The sequence below is a fragment of the Vibrio sp. THAF64 genome (assembly GCF_009363455.1).
Taxonomy (GTDB): domain Bacteria; phylum Pseudomonadota; class Gammaproteobacteria; order Enterobacterales; family Vibrionaceae; genus Vibrio; species Vibrio coralliilyticus.
The window spans coordinates 2,008,816-2,026,007 of sequence record NZ_CP045355.1; the positions used below are offsets into that span (position 1 = coordinate 2,008,816).

General features: G+C 44.9%; 14 protein-coding genes. 7 read left to right on the plus strand and 7 right to left on the minus strand.

The annotated features are described in order from the left end of the window. Positions 1-88 precede the first annotated feature (88 nt). From nrdA to yfaE, 3 genes are all read left to right on the plus strand, one after another. Complete coding sequence (nrdA, locus tag FIU99_RS09165; RefSeq protein WP_006962486.1) at positions 89-2,371, plus strand: class 1a ribonucleoside-diphosphate reductase subunit alpha; 2,283 nt, start codon at positions 89-91, stop codon at positions 2,369-2,371. 82 nt (positions 2,372-2,453) lie between these two features. Next, complete coding sequence (gene nrdB, locus FIU99_RS09170; protein ID WP_006962487.1) at positions 2,454-3,587, plus strand: class Ia ribonucleoside-diphosphate reductase subunit beta; 1,134 nt, start codon at positions 2,454-2,456, stop codon at positions 3,585-3,587. Next, positions 3,587-3,865 carry a class I ribonucleotide reductase maintenance protein YfaE gene (gene yfaE / locus FIU99_RS09175; protein ID WP_006962489.1) on the plus strand — a complete coding sequence of 93 codons (279 nt, stop codon included), beginning with the start codon at positions 3,587-3,589 and terminating at the stop codon, positions 3,863-3,865. Before nrdB ends, yfaE begins: the two co-directional genes overlap by 1 nt. Before the next feature lie 52 nt (positions 3,866-3,917). On the opposite strand, the gene FIU99_RS09180 is transcribed toward yfaE, so the two are convergent. Beyond that, the gene (locus tag FIU99_RS09180) at positions 3,918-4,169 is read right to left on the minus strand and encodes a hypothetical protein (protein WP_006962492.1); all 252 of its coding nucleotides are present in this window, start codon (positions 4,167-4,169) and stop codon (positions 3,918-3,920) included. A 232-nt stretch (positions 4,170-4,401) separates the two neighbouring features. Beyond that, positions 4,402-5,643, minus strand: a complete 1,242-nt coding sequence (locus FIU99_RS09185; protein ID WP_006962494.1) for a CinA family nicotinamide mononucleotide deamidase-related protein — start codon at positions 5,641-5,643, stop codon at positions 4,402-4,404. A 193-nt stretch (positions 5,644-5,836) separates the two neighbouring features. Between FIU99_RS09185 and FIU99_RS09190 the strand changes: the two genes are divergently transcribed. Beyond that, complete coding sequence (locus FIU99_RS09190) at positions 5,837-6,733, plus strand: DUF3943 domain-containing protein (RefSeq protein WP_006962496.1); 897 nt, start codon at positions 5,837-5,839, stop codon at positions 6,731-6,733. 183 nt (positions 6,734-6,916) lie between these two features. Further along, positions 6,917-7,429, plus strand: coding sequence for a glycine cleavage system protein R (locus FIU99_RS09195; protein WP_006962498.1), 513 nt, complete (start codon positions 6,917-6,919; stop codon positions 7,427-7,429). A 38-nt stretch (positions 7,430-7,467) separates the two neighbouring features. On the opposite strand, the gene nspC is transcribed toward FIU99_RS09195, so the two are convergent. From nspC to FIU99_RS09220, 4 genes are all read right to left on the minus strand, one after another. Further along, positions 7,468-8,601 carry a carboxynorspermidine decarboxylase gene (gene nspC, locus FIU99_RS09200; RefSeq protein WP_006962500.1) on the minus strand — a complete coding sequence of 378 codons (1,134 nt, stop codon included), beginning with the start codon at positions 8,599-8,601 and terminating at the stop codon, positions 7,468-7,470. A gap of 97 nt (positions 8,602-8,698) precedes the next feature. Continuing rightward, positions 8,699-9,943 carry a carboxynorspermidine synthase gene (locus tag FIU99_RS09205; protein WP_006962502.1) on the minus strand — a complete coding sequence of 415 codons (1,245 nt, stop codon included), beginning with the start codon at positions 9,941-9,943 and terminating at the stop codon, positions 8,699-8,701. Positions 9,944-9,961: 18 nt separating this feature from the next. Then, positions 9,962-12,859 carry a pyridoxal phosphate-dependent class III aminotransferase gene (locus tag FIU99_RS09210; RefSeq protein ID WP_006962503.1) on the minus strand — a complete coding sequence of 966 codons (2,898 nt, stop codon included), beginning with the start codon at positions 12,857-12,859 and terminating at the stop codon, positions 9,962-9,964. A gap of 475 nt (positions 12,860-13,334) precedes the next feature. Further along, the gene (locus FIU99_RS09220; protein ID WP_006962505.1) at positions 13,335-13,667 is read right to left on the minus strand and encodes a hypothetical protein; all 333 of its coding nucleotides are present in this window, start codon (positions 13,665-13,667) and stop codon (positions 13,335-13,337) included. Between the two features lie 234 nt (positions 13,668-13,901). Between FIU99_RS09220 and FIU99_RS09225 the strand changes: the two genes are divergently transcribed. Beyond that, positions 13,902-15,209: a TolC family outer membrane protein gene (locus FIU99_RS09225; RefSeq protein ID WP_050778655.1), complete on the plus strand. Its 1,308-nt coding sequence runs from the start codon at positions 13,902-13,904 to the stop codon at positions 15,207-15,209. Positions 15,210-15,211: 2 nt separating this feature from the next. Continuing rightward, positions 15,212-15,829, plus strand: coding sequence for an OmpA family protein (locus FIU99_RS09230; RefSeq protein ID WP_006962509.1), 618 nt, complete (start codon positions 15,212-15,214; stop codon positions 15,827-15,829). Positions 15,830-15,891: 62 nt separating this feature from the next. Here FIU99_RS09230 and nhaA read toward each other — a convergent pair whose 3' ends face one another. After that, positions 15,892-17,073, minus strand: coding sequence for a Na+/H+ antiporter NhaA (nhaA, locus tag FIU99_RS09235; protein ID WP_006962511.1), 1,182 nt, complete (start codon positions 17,071-17,073; stop codon positions 15,892-15,894). Positions 17,074-17,192: the final 119 nt, after the last annotated feature.

Below are 17,192 nucleotides of genomic sequence, written 5' to 3' on the forward strand. Positions count from 1 at the left end.
TAGACTTTGATCACAAAGCCGGAACATTTTTTACAAGAATTACACGAAAACACGGCTTTTATCAGTTTTGTTAGGGAAATTAAGCAGAATGAACCAACAACTAACCGTTACCAAACGTGACGGCCGCAAAGAAAGTATTGATCTGGAAAAGATCCACAGAGTAATTACCTGGGCTGCTGAAGGTCTAGACAATGTTTCTGTATCTCAGGTAGAACTGCGCGCTCACATTCAGTTCTACGATGGAATCACTACTACTGATATCCATGAAACAATCATCAAATCAGCGGCCGATTTGATCTCAGAAGAAACGCCAGATTATCAATACCTAGCCGCTCGACTAGCCGTATTCCACCTGCGCAAAAAAGCTTATGGTCAATACGAGCCGCCGACGCTACATGACCATGTGTCCCGCCTTATCGACATGGGCAAATACGATCAGCACATTTTGGAAGACTATACAAAAGCTGAGCTGGATGAACTAGATGCGTACCTAGATCACAAACGTGACCTCGATTTCTCCTACGCAGCAGTTAAACAGCTAGAAGGTAAGTACTTCGTTCAAAACCGTGTATCTGGTGAAATCTACGAAAGTGCTCAGTTCCTGTATATCCTTGTAGCGGCATGTCTGTTTGCTAAGTATCCAAAAGAAACGCGTCTTGATTACATCAAGCGCTTCTACGATGCGACGTCAACATTCAAGATTTCCCTGCCAACGCCAATTATGTCTGGTGTGCGTACTCCGACTCGTCAGTTCAGTTCATGTGTTCTGATCGAGTGTGGCGATAGCTTAGACTCTATCAACGCAACAGCAAGCTCTATCGTACGTTACGTTTCGCAACGTGCAGGTATTGGTATCAACGCTGGTCGAATTCGTGCGCTGGGCTCAGAAATCCGTAACGGTGAAGCGTTCCACACAGGCTGTATCCCATTCTACAAATACTTCCAAACTGCCGTTAAATGTTGTTCGCAAGGTGGCGTGCGTGGTGGTGCTGCAACCGTATTCTACCCTCTATGGCACGGTGAATCTCAGGCACTAATGGTGCTTAAGAACAACCGCGGTGTCGAAGAAAACCGTGTTCGCCATATGGACTATGGTGTTCAGCTAAACCGCCTGATGTATCAGCGTTTGGTTGAAGGCGGAAACATTACGCTGTTCTCACCATCAGACGTGCCAGGCCTATACGATGCGTTCTTTGAGAATCAAGATGAGTTTGAACGTCTGTACGTTAAATACGAAAACGATCCATCAATCAAGAAAGAATCCGTTAAAGCTATCGAGATGTTCTCTATCTTGATGCAGGAACGCGCTTCTACAGGTCGTATCTATATTCAGAACGTTGACCACTGTAATACTCACAGCCCATTTGACTCTGAAGTTGCACCTGTTCGTCAGTCTAACCTATGTTTGGAGATCGCTCTTCCAACGAAACCTCTGACAAACGTAGAAGACGACTCAGGTGAGATTGCACTGTGTACGCTTTCAGCATTCAACTTGGGTGCTATTAAGTCTCTTGATGACTTTGAAGAGCTATCTGATCTGGTTGTTCGTGCGCTTGATGCCCTACTAGATTATCAAGACTACCCTCTACCAGCGGCATACAAGTCAACGATGAACCGTCGTACTCTGGGTGTTGGTGTTATTAACTACGCTTACTACCTAGCTAAGAATGGCGTGAAATACTCAGACGGCAGCGCTAATGGCCTGACGCACCGTACTTTTGAAGCGATTCAATACTACTTGCTAAAAGCGTCTGTGGCGCTAGCGAAAGAGCAAGGTAAGTGTCCTTTATTTGGTGAAACCAACTATGCGAAAGGTTTGCTACCAATCGACACCTACAAGAAAGATCTGGACTTAGTTTGTGATGAACCCCTTCATTACGACTGGGACGGTCTTCGTGAAGAGATCATGACTCACGGCCTGCGTAACTCAACGCTAACGGCGCTAATGCCTTCAGAAACGTCTTCTCAAATTTCAAATGCGACAAATGGTATCGAGCCTCCACGCGGCTACGTATCTGTAAAAGCATCGAAAGACGGTATCCTGAAGCAGGTTGTTCCTGAGTTCACTGAATACAAAGATAACTACGAGCTTCTTTGGAATATTGGTTCTAATGACGGTTATCTACATTTGGTTGGTATCATGCAGAAGTTTGTCGATCAGGCAATTTCAGCCAACACTAACTATGACCCAAGCCGTTTCGAGAGTGGCAAAGTGCCAATGAAGAAACTGCTACAAGATCTGCTAACAGCGTACAAGTATGGTGTGAAGACACTTTACTACCATAACACTCGCGATGGTGCGAGCGATGACCAGAAAGACGCTGTACAACCACAAGACGACGATTGTGCAGGCGGCGGTTGTAAGATCTAATCACTAATCCGACAATAGGATTAGCAAGGCTTAACAGATTATCTGCCCCTCGCTTGAGGGGCTTAAAAGGAATTGAGGCATCATGGCTTACAGTACTTTTAACCGAAACAAAAATGACCAACTAAAAGAGCCAATGTTCTTAGGTCAGTCAGTAAACGTTGCTCGTTACGACCAACAGAAGTTCGAGATCTTCGAAAAACTGATAGAGAAGCAATTATCTTTCTTCTGGCGTCCAGAAGAAGTCGACGTATCAAGCGATCGCATCGATTACAACAAGTTACCAGAACATGAAAAGCACATTTTCATTTCTAACCTGAAGTACCAAACACTACTGGATTCCATTCAGGGTCGTAGCCCGAACGTTGCCCTACTTCCTCTAGTATCACTACCAGAAGTAGAAACGTGGATTGAAACGTGGTCGTTCTCTGAAACGATTCACTCACGTTCGTACACCCATATCATCCGCAACATCGTGAATGATCCAGGCCTAGTGTTTGATGACATCGTTGAAAATGAGCATATTCTGAAGCGTGCTGAAGACATTTCACACTACTACGACGATCTGATCCAAATGACGAATGACTACCATCGTTACGGCGAAGGTACGCATACTATCAATGGTGAAGACGTTAAAATCAGCCTTCACGAATTGAAGAAGAAACTGTACGTATGTTTGATGTCTGTAAATGCACTAGAGGCAATCCGTTTCTACGTCAGCTTTGCTTGTTCATTTGCATTTGCAGAACGTGAACTGATGGAAGGTAATGCGAAGATCATCAAGCTTATCGCGCGTGATGAAGCCCTTCACCTGACGGGTACACAGCACATGATCAACCTTCTACGCAACGGCCAGGATGACTTCTCATTCATGCAAATTGCTGAAGAGTGTAAGCAAGAGTGTTTTGACCTGTTTAAAGATGCGGCTGAGCAAGAAAAAGAATGGGCGGAATACCTGTTTAAAGATGGTTCAATGATTGGCCTGAACAAAGATATCCTTTGCCAGTATGTTGAGTACATCACTAACATCCGTATGCAGGCAGTAGGACTAGATGCCGCTTACCCAGAGGCAACATCTAACCCGATTCCATGGATTAACGCTTGGTTATCTTCAGATAACGTACAGGTAGCACCGCAGGAAGCAGAGATCTCCTCTTACCTTGTTGGTCAGATTGACAGCGATGTACAAGCGGACGACTTCAAGGACTTCGAACTGTAATGCCCAACATAAAAATCAACGGTATTACTGCGATTCAGTCTAATCCTTCAAACACCATCCTAGAGACGATGGAACAAGCGGGGATTGAACCTGAATATAACTGCCGAGATGGCCACTGTGGTGCATGCCGCTGTAAGCTCGTCAAAGGTGAAGTAGAATATGTTGGTTTTGCGATGGCGTACACTCAGAGTGATGAAATTTTGCCTTGCATTTGTAAAGCAAAGTCAGACATTGAAATTGAAGATGTCAACTATTCCCTGAAGGAAAAACGCGCATAAATATGCAAATTATAAAAAGCCCGGCTAGCATTGCCGGGTTTTCTTTTATTATTTAGGCACGAATCTGAATACCGGATAAGAACTCATCGGCGGTCAACATAGACACTGCTTTGTCGGCAATCTCTCGCCCATCATCGTCAAATAGGGACAAGCGATAGCCTAATGAATTTTCTTGATTTTTTTCTTCCGGAGCATGAAGCCACATAGAGATAACGTCCTGTTTATCATCACTAAGTGCTTCTCCCAAAACAACTTTCTGACTCGCCACCTGATACCAAACCATTATTTTTGAATGATGGAACATGCTAACCTCCCTGAGCAAAACCTGCGACGAACTATCATTTTAAGCACAATTGCAACAAATGCACGTTGCAATTAGGAGACAAAGTTGGCATCTATTTAAAATCATCCATTTAAGCTATAGATGATTTTCTTCTAAGAAATAATTATGAAAGCATGCGAGTAATAACAAACATATTCATTCACTTATTACTGCATGCCACTCGGTAGGAGTTTGACAGATATTCGGCTCTGTTCTAGCCAGAAATAACGTTTTGAGGGACATACATTTCTTTGTCCCGAGTTAGTGAGCTGTAGTTAGGAAACATGGTTTTGCCTGACAAATAACGCCTTAACATGTCCGCAGCCACCGTGGTAATAATCGTGGTTTGATCTGCTCTAGAGAAATGACGATTAAAGGTCAACGTCTGCCCCCACTCACCTTCTCTTGCAGAAATCGCTACTGAGAATGTGCGTTCTTTAACTTTTCCCGTTGCAATCGCTACATCGGTCGCACATTTATCTTTCGTGGCTCCAGCTAAAGCAAATGCAGCCGCTAAGTCATCGTTATCGCTATTACCGACATCGACTTTATTGCCCAAAACCCAGCCATGTCCGCAGTAGTCTGCCGCTTCTTCGTTGGAGTGAAGCCATAATGATAAGTTACCGTGTGTAGACTGTTCTGCGGTTGAAATTGACCATTTCTTCTCGAGAATCAAATGACCAACATTGTCTTGCATAGACTCATCAACACTCACTACGTTACTTTCAATCAAGTTGTAGACTAGCTGGAGTAACTTAACGCGATTGTCCAAGTCATCCTTAGGGCCAAACAGCTTGACCTCAATGTAAGGCATGTAGGAGCGGTAACCTAAAAAGTAGCCTTCTGGAAGTTGTACTTTGTCCAGCTTATCTGAAAGCGCAGATTCAGAAGTGCCAAAGGTATGTAGCTTACTGCATTCATAACCAACAACATCACTGTGATTTTGCTTGAGGTGCGGAATAATTTGCGCTTCAACCATTAACTTAAATTCACTCGGTACGCCAGGCGTAAAGTAAAAATCACACTCATTGAAATTCACTAAAAATCCGCAGGCCGTACCCACTGGGTTGTCTAGCATGAGTGAGCCTTTCGGAAGCATCGCTTGCTTGCGGTTGCTTTCCGGCATAGGAAGCCCTCTTGCGGCGAAAAACTGCTCCAGCCTTTCTAACCACTCAGGGTAAAGCTCCAACTCAGTCTCTGACGCCTGAGCTGCCGCTTCGGCACTCAGGTCATCGGATGTTGGGCCAAGTCCACCATTCACAATCACTACATCGCAGTTGAAGCTCAGCATCATCAGCTCTTCCACCAACGCTGACTGACTATCACCAACGGTTGAACGTTTCGACAGGGAAAAACCGTGCTGAAAAAACTTTTCAGACAACCACGCCGCATTGGTATCAACGATATCGCCGTGAAGCACTTCTTCACCGGTACTTAACATCGCTATTTTCAACATAATTATTTTCCTTTTCAGGAAACCTCTGGTCCTGAGTCACAAACATGAACAATCAAACTGATCATTTTCATTGTTTGAGTGTTTTTTAGAAACTAAGTTTCTTAATTAGGACAATTTCCGGTTTCCATTCCTCTTGCTTTGGTGGATAATTGTGAGCCTGATCATTATTAGAAATAGACTGTGGAGTTTATCCGTGTACAAAAAACACATCACCGCTTTGATGTTGTCGGCTTCTGCTTGCGCCAATGCCAATACCTACGATTCTCCGAAACACATTGAGTTTTCATACACCGTAGATAACACAGAAAACTACAGTCTTTTCAGCAACTCTTATTCTTATAAGCCTAGCAATAGTTATGCCTTAGGTTTAACTGAAAGCGAATTAAAACTGGAAGAGCCTGAGTTGCCTAAATACCTCACCGTACAAAGTGAGAAAGATTGGGACTACCTTAAAGGCCAAACTTACACGATTTTGGGTCTTAGTGTTGCGACCGTAGGCCTGATGACTCTCCTTCCAGAATCTATTACAAAATGGGATGAAGAAGACCGCGATTTGAGTGGCTTAGGCACTAAGTGGAAGGATAACGTAACCTCAGGGCCGGTTTGGGACCGAGATGACCATTTCCTAAACTATGTGATGCACCCTTACTTTGGTGGTGTTTACTATACAGCAGCCCGTCACGCTGGCTTCAATGAATTCGAATCTTTCCTGTATTCTGCAACTCTGTCGACCTTCTTCTGGGAGTATGGTGTTGAGGCTTTTGCTGAAGTTCCTTCTTGGCAGGATCTGTTCATTACGCCTTTCTTCGGGGCTGTTGTGGGTGAGATGATGTTTGAGGCTGAACAAGAAATCGTTGCGACTGGCGGTGAAGTCTGGGGCTCTCAAACCATGGGTGACGTAACCTTATTCTTCCTTAACCCTGTTGGGCACATCCACGGGTGGGTAAGCGATGCTTGGGGCGGTAGCGCAGATTTCCAATACAACAGTAAACCTTGGTTTGGTAACCAAGACGCAGCGAAGTTTGCAATGGATGCTGGCGCTAGCTATGACAGCGTATTTTATGGTGTCGAGATGAAAATCAGTTTTTAATCTGACACTTGAGCAAAGAAAGCGGCAGCGAATTGCCGCTTTTTTTGTGTCTGCCATACCATAATGGTCAAGACAATCCGCTATCAGGTCAAAAACTTGACCTGAATCAAACCTAACTTCCGCCCTACTCCTACACTAAATTTAGCCCTATAAAAAGAATTGCTTGCATTTAGGAGGCCCGTTATGAATAGCACTTTTATCGTCAATTTCGTCGGTAAAGCAACACCTGCCACAATCAAGCAGCTGGCGGCTATCACTCATGAAAATGGAGGGAAGTGGCTGATCAGTAAAGTGAACTTTATCGAAGATCAAGTCGCGGCAGTCATCAAAGTCGAAATGCCAGAGGAAAAAGCGGAGTACGTTAAAGAAGCGTTTCGCAACCATGACGACCTACTGGTCCAGTTTGTCGATTCAGATAGCCACACACACAATGCCGATGCCATATATCAGGTCCGGTTAGACTCCAATGACCGAGCCGGCATTGTTAATGAGATTACGCACGTTCTGGACAATCAAGGCATCAACATTCTGGATATGGACTGCCAACGTGTGTTCATCGCAGGTGGTGGAGGAGTGAGTTCCAGCTTGTTCACGGCAAATATCGCATTGAAATTACCGACCGAAGTTCAAATAGACGATGTAGCCAAAGAACTCGAAGCTCTCAGTGAAGATACACGAGTGATGGTTGAGGTGTAACAAAAAGAGCAGCTTTTCGGCTGCTCTTTTTCGTTGAACTACTCAACACTCCATTGTGAGAGCGAGCGTTTAAAGTCTGAATAATCGAACTCATTGAGCTTCTGAATGTCACCACCTGAGCGTTCACAGTACACGGAAGGCATTCTTAAACCATTAAACCAGTTGAGCTTCACCATTGTATAACCCGCACTATCTAAGATATGTAGACGCTGACCTATTTCCAAAGGTTTATCAAAGCTAGCCTCACAGAACTGATCACCAGCCAAGCATGAACAAGAGCCAATCACATACTCATGCTCACCTTTATCCACAGCTTCTAGAATAGAAGCGGGTTCATTGTAAATTAGCGTATCCAAACGATGAGCTTCCGTTGCAGAATCTACAATCGCGGTTTTTTTAACGTTCTCAACAATATCCACCACTGTCACAACCAAGTCTGTTGTCTTGGTAATGATAGCTTCACCCGGCTCAAGGTACATCTGAACACCGTGCTTCTCAGAAAACGCTTTAAGCGCTAAGCCAAGTTTTTCGATGTCGTATCCCGGCCATGTGAAAAACACACCTCCGCCCATACTGACCCAGTCAAGCTTATCCAAGTAGTGGCCAAACTGCTCAGAAATAGAGTCCAGCAGATCGATAAACGCATCGACGTCTTTGTTCTCACAATTCATGTGGAACATCACACCATCAATATCTTCAAAGACTTCTGGATCAATATGGTCCGCTTGCACACCAAGGCGAGAAAACTGACGTGCTGGATTTGCTAAATCTTGCCCTGCATAACTCACACCTGGGTTAAGGCGTAAACCAAGTGAAGCCTTTCCTTCTACAATGTGTCGATACGCAGCCAATTGATTTTGTGAGTTAAAAATCATTTTGTCGCAAATATCAGCCACATCACGTACATCATCCTCACTGTATCCGACACTGTACGCGTGAGTTTCACCACCAAAAGTTTCATGCCCCAGTTTAACCTCAAATGGGCCAGAACTCGTTGTGCCATCTAAGTAAGGCTTAATGATGTCGAAAACACCCCATGTAGAAAAACACTTCAACGCCAATACCAACTTCACACCCGAGATTTCTTTGAGTTGCTTGGCTTTTTCTAGATTTTCGACCAACTTATCTTCATTGATCATAAAGTATGGTGTTTTCAGTTCGTTTTTTTGCATTTTATATTCTGACCTAATTACTACCGTAAAAATCGAACAAAGCCGACACTAGTGCATCGGCTTAATCTTATAAATCCAAATTAAGAACAATAAGTGCTTACTTTAGTTTGTGGATAACAGGTTGACCCGGCTCTAGTTCCTGAACATGCCAATCAAGACCAATGCTTGGCATAGTCTCAAGGAATGGGTCTGGATTTAGCTGTTCCATATTGAACACACCTTTATCCGCCCACTCACCGCGGAAGAACTGAAGTGCAGCGGTGATCGCTGGTACACCTGTGGTGTAAGAAATTGCTTGATGCTCAACATCTTCGTACGCGACTTCATGATCAGCGTTATTGTAGATAAATACGCTACGCTGCTTGCCATCTTTCGTACCCTGAACCCAAGTACCGATACAAGTTTTACCAGTATAACCCGGAGCAAGAGAAGTTGGGTCTGGCAACAGTGCTTTAAGTACATGTAGAGGCTGTACAACCGTACCATCGTGAAGCGTCAGCGGATCTGGGCTTAGTAAGCCGATGTCACGCATGCAGTTGAAGTAGTTCAGGTATTTGTCACCAAAACCCATCCAGAACTCGATACGTTTAGCTGGAATGAACTCTTGCATAGAACGAACTTCATCGTGCGCCATAGAGTACACTTTGTGCTTGCCCACTAGCGGGAATTCAAACTCAAGCATGCGCGAATGACACGGAACCTGTTTCCACTCTTCATTTTCCCAGTAGAAAGAATCACCTTGGATTTCTAACATGTTGGTTTCTGGGTCGAAGTTGGTTGCGAACTTCTTACCGTGATCGCCAGCATTTACGTCCATTACATCAATGGTGTCGATTTCATCAAACAGATGCTTCACTGCGTAAGCTGCAAATACCGAAACCACGCCCGGATCGAAACCAGCACCCAAAATACCTGTGATGCCCGCTTCAGCGAACTTCTCACGGTAGCCCCACTGCCAATCGTAAGCTTGAGGAACTTGCTGGCCTTCAGAACATAGATCAACAGCAACAGAGGTATCTAGGTAGTTCACTTTTGCTTGGTAACATGCTTCCATGATCGTCATGTTAACCCAAGGAGGGCCTGCGTTAATGACAAGGTCAGGCTGAACTTCTTTAATAAGAGCAACTAATGCATCAACGTCATCCGCATCAACAGCACGCGCTTCCAGTTTCTTCGATGGATCTTTCAGGTTGTTTTTCTTCTGAATAGATTCGATGATTTTTTCACACTTGCTCACGGTACGCGATGCAATGGTGATGTCACCCAGTACTTCGTTGTTTTGCGCAGCTTTATGTGCAACTACCCAGCCAACGCCGCCTGCACCAATCTGTAGAATTGCCATAGTTTTCCGTTACCTTAATTACGCCAGCTCAGCAGCTAGCTTATTGATTTTAATTAGTAAAGATTCAAAATCAGCCATCGTCAGGCACGGATTAAGAATCGTAAATTTCAATGCGGTTTTACCATCAACAATGGTTTCACCTAATACCGCAACGCCACGAGTCAACGCTTCTAGTCTTACGACTTTGTTCAGCTCGTCCAGATCCGCTACTTGAGCATTTGCTACGCGGAATAACACGGTCGACAATGATGGCTCAGACAACAATTCTAAGTTGTCGTCGCTACGAACGAGATCCGCCACTTGCTGAGTTTGTTCGAGAAGATGGTCATACATTGCACCCAATGTATCTGGACCGACATTCTGCATCGTCATAAAGACTTTCAATGCGTCAAATCGCTTCGTCGTCGCAATCGACTTATCTACCAAGTTAGGCAACTCATCATGCTCACGGTTGAGGTAATCCGCATGATGCAGCAGATACTTAAAGTTGTGTTTGTCTTTAAGTAACAAAGCTCCACAACTGATTGTTTGGTAGAACAACTTATGGAAGTCGACGCTGACTGAATCTGCGCGCTCAATACCCGCTAGACGTTCTTTGTGGCAGCTTAAAATCAGTGCACCACCGTAAGCACCATCAACATGCATCCACATCTGGTGTTTTTGCGCTGCATCGGCAATCACATTCAAATCATCAATTGCGCCATGGTCAGTGGTTCCTGCCGTCCCAACGATGGCAAATGGAATCAACCCTTGAGATTTCGCCTCGCTAATCACTTCATCAAGCTGAGCGACATCCATCGTACCGTTACTATGAGCATCAACGGTTAGCACCGCTTTCTCACCTAACCCCATCCAAGATGCAGATTTCTGAACCGTAAAATGAGATTTCTTCGAGCAGATGATACGAAGTTTGTCGGCGAAATCCGGCAATCCAAATTTCTGGATAGAGTGTCCTGATAGCTTGTCTGCAACCCAATCACGAGCCAGCATTAAACCCATTTGATTACTTTGGGTACCACCACTGGTAAATATGCCGTCAGCCTGTGTGCCAAGCTCGTATATCTCACACAGCCAATCCACCACTTTCTGCTCAACATAAGTCGCAGAAGAGGCTTGATCCCAGGAGTCCATTGACTGGTTTAGAGAGGCAATCATCGCTTCTGCTGCCACTGCAGACATTAACGGCGGAGTATGAAGATGAGCGATACAGTCAGGATGCTGAGTGAAAATAGCATTCTTTGCGACTAGTTCAGCGGTATCCGTGATCACATCCGTCAGGCTGGCATTTTTGTTGTTTAGATCAACGGCATTAATCGCCTGTTCTAACTGCTTTGGGTCAAGCCCTGAATAAGGCGCATCGACTTGTTCAAAGACCTGTTTCATTGTCGCTGTTGTGTGGTTCATGACTTTGCAGAACTCATCACTGCCAGACTCACCGGTATGAATGAAATGCTGTTTCCATTGTTGATTGGTGTCTTGTGGCTCAACATGGCTCCCACCAGCAACCAGAATCGCTTCTTCCAGCACTCGAAGTGCAAAGTCGATCTGCTCAAAGGTTATAATCAATGGTGGCAGGAATCGAATCACCGAACCGTCACGTCCACCTTTTTCAACCATCAGCCCGCGTTCAAGGGCAGCTCTCTGAATCGCCAAGGTCAATTCACCATCAGCGACTGGCTCACCAAACTTATTGCGCTCTGTACCGGGTTTGCGGATTTCCACACCAAGCATTAGACCTTTGCCACGAACTTCAGCAATACAGTTGACGCGTTTCTGAATCGACTCGAGTCCCAAACGCAAGTACTGACCAGCAACATTCGCGTGTTCAACAAGATTATCTCGCTCGATGATTTCCAATGCTTTAGCGCCAGACACCATAGCCAGCTGATTGCCACGGAAAGTGCCCGTGTGCTCACCTGGCAGCCAAGTATCATGTTTCTTATTGATGACTAGGAGCGACATTGGCATACCGCCACCAATCGCTTTCGATAAGCAAAGAATGTCTGGCACAATGCCCGCTTCTTCAAACGCAAAGTTGTAGCCTGATTTACCTACACCACACTGAATCTCATCAAAGATCAGTAAGATACCGTGCTCGTCACAGATACGACGTAATTCTTTCAACCAAAATGCAGGAGCAGGTACAACACCGCCCTCGCCCTGAACAGGCTCGACAACTATAGCGGCTGGTTTCATGATTCCAGCTTCATCGTCATTGAGTAGGCGTTCAATATAGCGAATACCCGCTCTGGCGCCTTCGTCGCCGCCCAAACCAAACGGGCAGCGCAGACTGTATGGGAAAGGCATAAAATGTACGTCCGACATTAGGCCTGTGCGACGTGCTTTTGTCCCTAGATTACCCATCATGCCCATCGTGCCGTTTGTCATGCCATGATAAGCACCACGGAAAGCAAACATAGTATTGCGACCTGTTGTTTGCTTTGCGAGTTTGATTGCGGCTTCTACAGCATCCGCACCTGAAGGGCCACAGAACTGGAGTACACAGTTATCACTCAGCTCTTGAGGAAGAAAATTCTTCACCGAGCGAATGAAATTCGTTTTTGCTTCTGTTGCGATATCCAGTGTCTGATAAGGAAGACCAGAGTCGAGCTGATCTTTGAGTGCTTGGTTGATTTCTGGATGGTTGTAACCCAGAGCCAACGTACCCGCACCGGCAAGACAATCTAAAAATATTTGACCGCGAGTGTCTTCAACCAGTGCGCCATAAGCTTGTTTGATCGCAATAGGAAGACGACGAGGATAAGAACGTACCGCTGATTCGTGCTCGGCCTGATCTTGTAATACCAGATCAGGTGTCAGATCATAAACGCCTTCTACAGCAGGAATCTGGGTGGAAAATGGTGTTGCGATAACAGTGTCGTTCACTGCATTATCGACTTCAAAGGCTGTGCTCATGATTTAATCCCTTTGAAATGTAATTCTCCTGCCATACGTGAAATGCAAATAGCAGGTACAGTTACCCATTTCGTGTTAGCAACTCAAATAGCGCGTACACGAAATCGCTCCATCATTTCGATGGACTACATGTTCAATAGGTAAATCAAGGTTCAGTAATGCTGCTGTTTTGTAAAACAGGGCATTTAGGAAGAACTAAGCTGATTAATGGTTGTTTGTTATGTGAGTTCAATGTTGGGTTTCCTATAAACATGCCGCTACAGCGACAACAGTATCCCGTCTATCGACAAAAGGACTTGCCGATACCTACCCTACGGAGTGTTCACTCAGCCTGAATGCTCACTACGCGTATCCCCCAGAATGTCTTTTTGCGACTCACCTCCGAGATTGCGCGCGAAGTTATCACAAAATGAAAACGGTTCGCAACATTTTTTGAATTCGAGCACGTCAAATCCCAACTTGTGTAAAACTCCTTCTAATTATCATCATTATCATTAATAGGTTTTTTGGAACTTTCATAGCCAGCAGCTGGAGACAGTATTTCGATTTTTGACGGATCGATTCCCTGATCAATCGCATCAATGAGAGGTTTAAGTTCATCACTAATAGCGATGGGAACAGTCGTACCATCATCTTCAACTTGCAGTGCTTCTACGTCAGTATAGACGGTTGCTCCGCTTCCCATAATGACGATAACTTCTCCGGGGTTGGGTATCTCCCCGGGCAATAGTTCACGAACTTGTCCGTTGATATCGATAACCACAGTGGTGTTTGCCAAAGCGATTAAAGCGAGCGCACTGAATCCCATAGCTCACCTTCTCTTGCAATTACTACTATCAACATAAATATTAGTAGCAATACATAGTACTGACCAAATGAACGTTACAACTCACCATATTCAGTTAAAGTTCAAGTATCAAAACTCGCCTTATAGTACTAAATTAACAATAATTTCTCCGTGTTGAGTCTTCATGTACTACGATTTTAATAATCTATCGATATTCCATGAATGCCTTTCAATAAGGAGGACGATGTGTCTACCATCAAGTTTGCACCAATCGTTGCTCTGCTCGCCGTTTGCCACGGCTATGCTGTTGGACAAACACTTGAACAAGCCGTCGCTCTCACGTTGGCGAACAACCCAGAAATTAAGAGTTCATTCAACGAGTACAGAAGTGCGGTAAAACAAGCAGACGCTTCCGAAGGCGCATACCTGCCATCATTAGATTTAGATGCTGGTATTGGCTATGAAGGTATCAATCCTGCGGATTCAACCGCGCAAGACGATACAGACCTAACCAGAAAAGAAGCCACATTGAGCCTGACTCAATTGCTTTGGGATGGAAATGCCACTTTAAATGACATGAGTAGAACCGCTGCAGAAGCTGAATCTATTAGACTACAACTTTTAGCTGATGCGTCTGATATCGCTCTTCAAGTGACCAATATATACCTAGAGTCGATCAAAGCCACTGAAGTGCTGACGCTATCCGAGAACAACCTAGCCGTACACAAAGATATATATCGGGATATTAAAAGACGTGCAGAATCCGGAATAGGCTCCACAGCTGACGTATCTCAGGTAGAAGCAAGGTTGGCTAAAGCACACGGTAACCTCCTGGCAGCTCAAAACAACCTCATTGACACCCACACACAGTTTCGGCGCCTTGTAGGACAGCAACCTCTTGGACTGATATATCCGAGGGCGGATGAATCCAAACTTCCTATCACCTTAGAAGACGCCATCAGTATTGCCTTTGAAAGACACCCAGTCATACAAGTATCTAAAGCCGATGTCGACTCCGCCCGTTATCAATACAAACAGTCAAAAGGCAACTACTACCCTACTTTATCTGTAGAAGCTAGCCAGACTTGGCGAGACGATGCTGGGGGGGATGTAGGTAGTAGCAACGAGTCTCTGGCAATGTTAAGGCTAAGATACAACTTGTTTAACGGTGGGTCTGATAGTGATTTGTCCGAGAGGGCCGCGTACCAGCTCAACAAGGCCAAAGACCTGAGAGATAACTCCTACCGCCAAGTGGAAGAGAGCCTACGTTTATCTTGGAGTGCACTTGACCTAACATTACAACAAAAAAACTTTCTCGCCGACCACGTTGACTCAGCGTCTGCGACGGTCATTGCCTACGAAAAGCAATACCGTATCGGGCAGAGAACCTTACTTGACCTCCTCAATACGGAGAATGAACTTTTCGAAGCGCGTAAAGATTATTTAGACGCCCATTATTCAGAGCAATACGCCAAATATAGAGTCATGAATGCGACCGGAAATTTACTGAACGCTTTGCTTGTTGATATCCCTAAAGAGTGGACTGAAAAGGTGGAGTACTGATTATGAAACGCACAATCCTTTGTTCTTTACCATTTTTAGGCGCTTCATTGGCTTTTCCGGTCCTCGCTTATGATGATCAGTACGAATACATTCAAACGCCGGATGCCGAGCAAATTTCTGATTTAACCGATGATGATCGGGATGGTGTCGTCAATGCGCGAGACCTCTGTCCAGATACACCAATAGGTGCTCAAATCGATAATGATGGCTGTAGCTTGGAAGTCACCAAAGAAGAAGAGCGGCAACTCAGGATTCTGTTTGCCAATGATTCTTATGATGTAAGCCCAGTGTTTTCCGATCAAATCAGCGCAATGGCTGATTTCATGGATAGGTACCGCTCCGCTTCAATTGAAATCCAAGGCTATGCTAGCAAAACAGGTAACTCGGATTACAATGTAGAACTCTCAAAGAAACGGGCAGTCGCTGTAGAGGAGCTGCTACTCTCATATGGCATAAACCCTGAGAGAGTGACTATCGTAGGCTTTGGGGCAACCCATTTGGAATCGACTGGTGAAGAGGAAACGGACCACGCGTTAAATCGAAGAGTAACTGCAACGGTCGTCGGCTTAACAGAGACGGTCGTTGAAGAGTGGACCATATTTTCTGCCATAGACCGATAATCTAGCCAATAGAAAAAGCCCCGATGTTTTCACATCGGGGCTTTGTTTTGTTTGTCTTAAACTCAGTGGTTTGCTTCGGTCGCTGGCTTATCTGCCAGCATTGTCTTTTTTGGTAAAGAAATGTGCAGTAACACGTATCCTATAATCGCAGCTGTCGTCGAGCCCATCAGGATGCCCAGTCTCGCATAGGTATCAAACTCAGCCTTAACCGGACCAAAGGCCAACGAAGAGATGAAAATCGACATGGTGAAACCGATACCACACAACACTGAGACTGCGAAAATATGTCTGAACGTTATCCCTTCTGGCAATTTGGCTACACCTGACTTAACCGCAACCCAGCTAAAGCTGAAGATACCTAGAGGCTTACCGACCAACAACCCTAATGCAATACCCAGTGGTAGCATCGAAGTCAGCCCTTCCATCGAGATTCCCTCAAGAGAGATACCTGCGTTGGCAAACGCAAACACTGGAAGAATACCAAAAGCAACGTATGGGTGCAGCGCATGTTCCATGTGCTTCAGCGGAGAACCCTCACCTTTGTTTCCTTTAAGAGGAATCGCAAAACCTATCACTACACCAGCTAGTGTTGCGTGCACTCCCGATTTCAGAACAGCGAACCAGAGTATCGCACCTACTATCATATAGGGGAGCAACTTGGTGACCTTCTTCGAGTTGAGAATGAACAAGGCTGCGGTCATGGCAAATCCGACGGCTAAAGCTGAAGTCGACAGGTCTCCTGTGTAGAACAAAGCGATAATGACAACAACACCCAAGTCATCAATGATTGCCAGCGCAAGTAGGAATACTTTCAGGCTGACAGGGACACGCTTACCTAGCAACGCCATAATACCAAGTGCAAATGCGATGTCTGTAGCAGCGGGAATCGCCCAGCCTTGAATTGCCTCAGCGTTGCTGTAGTTGAATGCGACATAAACCAATGCCGGCGCTAACATACCACCAACAGCAGCAATAGCAGGGAAAATAGCAGTTTCGCGGGATTTAAGCGCGCCTTCTAGAAGTTCACGTTTTACTTCTAAACCGATGAGAAGGAAGAATACAGCCATTAGGCCGTCATTAATCCAGTGAGATACAGACATGCCAAACACATAAGAATGCAATATTGCCTGATAAGATTCGTTCAGTGGCGTGTTGGCAATGGTCATTGCGATTGCAGCAGCGATTACTAGAAGAATCCCCCCTGCTGACTCCATTTTGAAGAAATCGCGAATAATATCACTCATGATATCGTCCTTATATTTATTATGTTAATAAACGATTAACAAAGAATAGAGTTGAGTTTATATATATCGAATCTTAAGGAAAAATCGCTTGTTTGGATGTTTAACTTCGGAATTTTCGA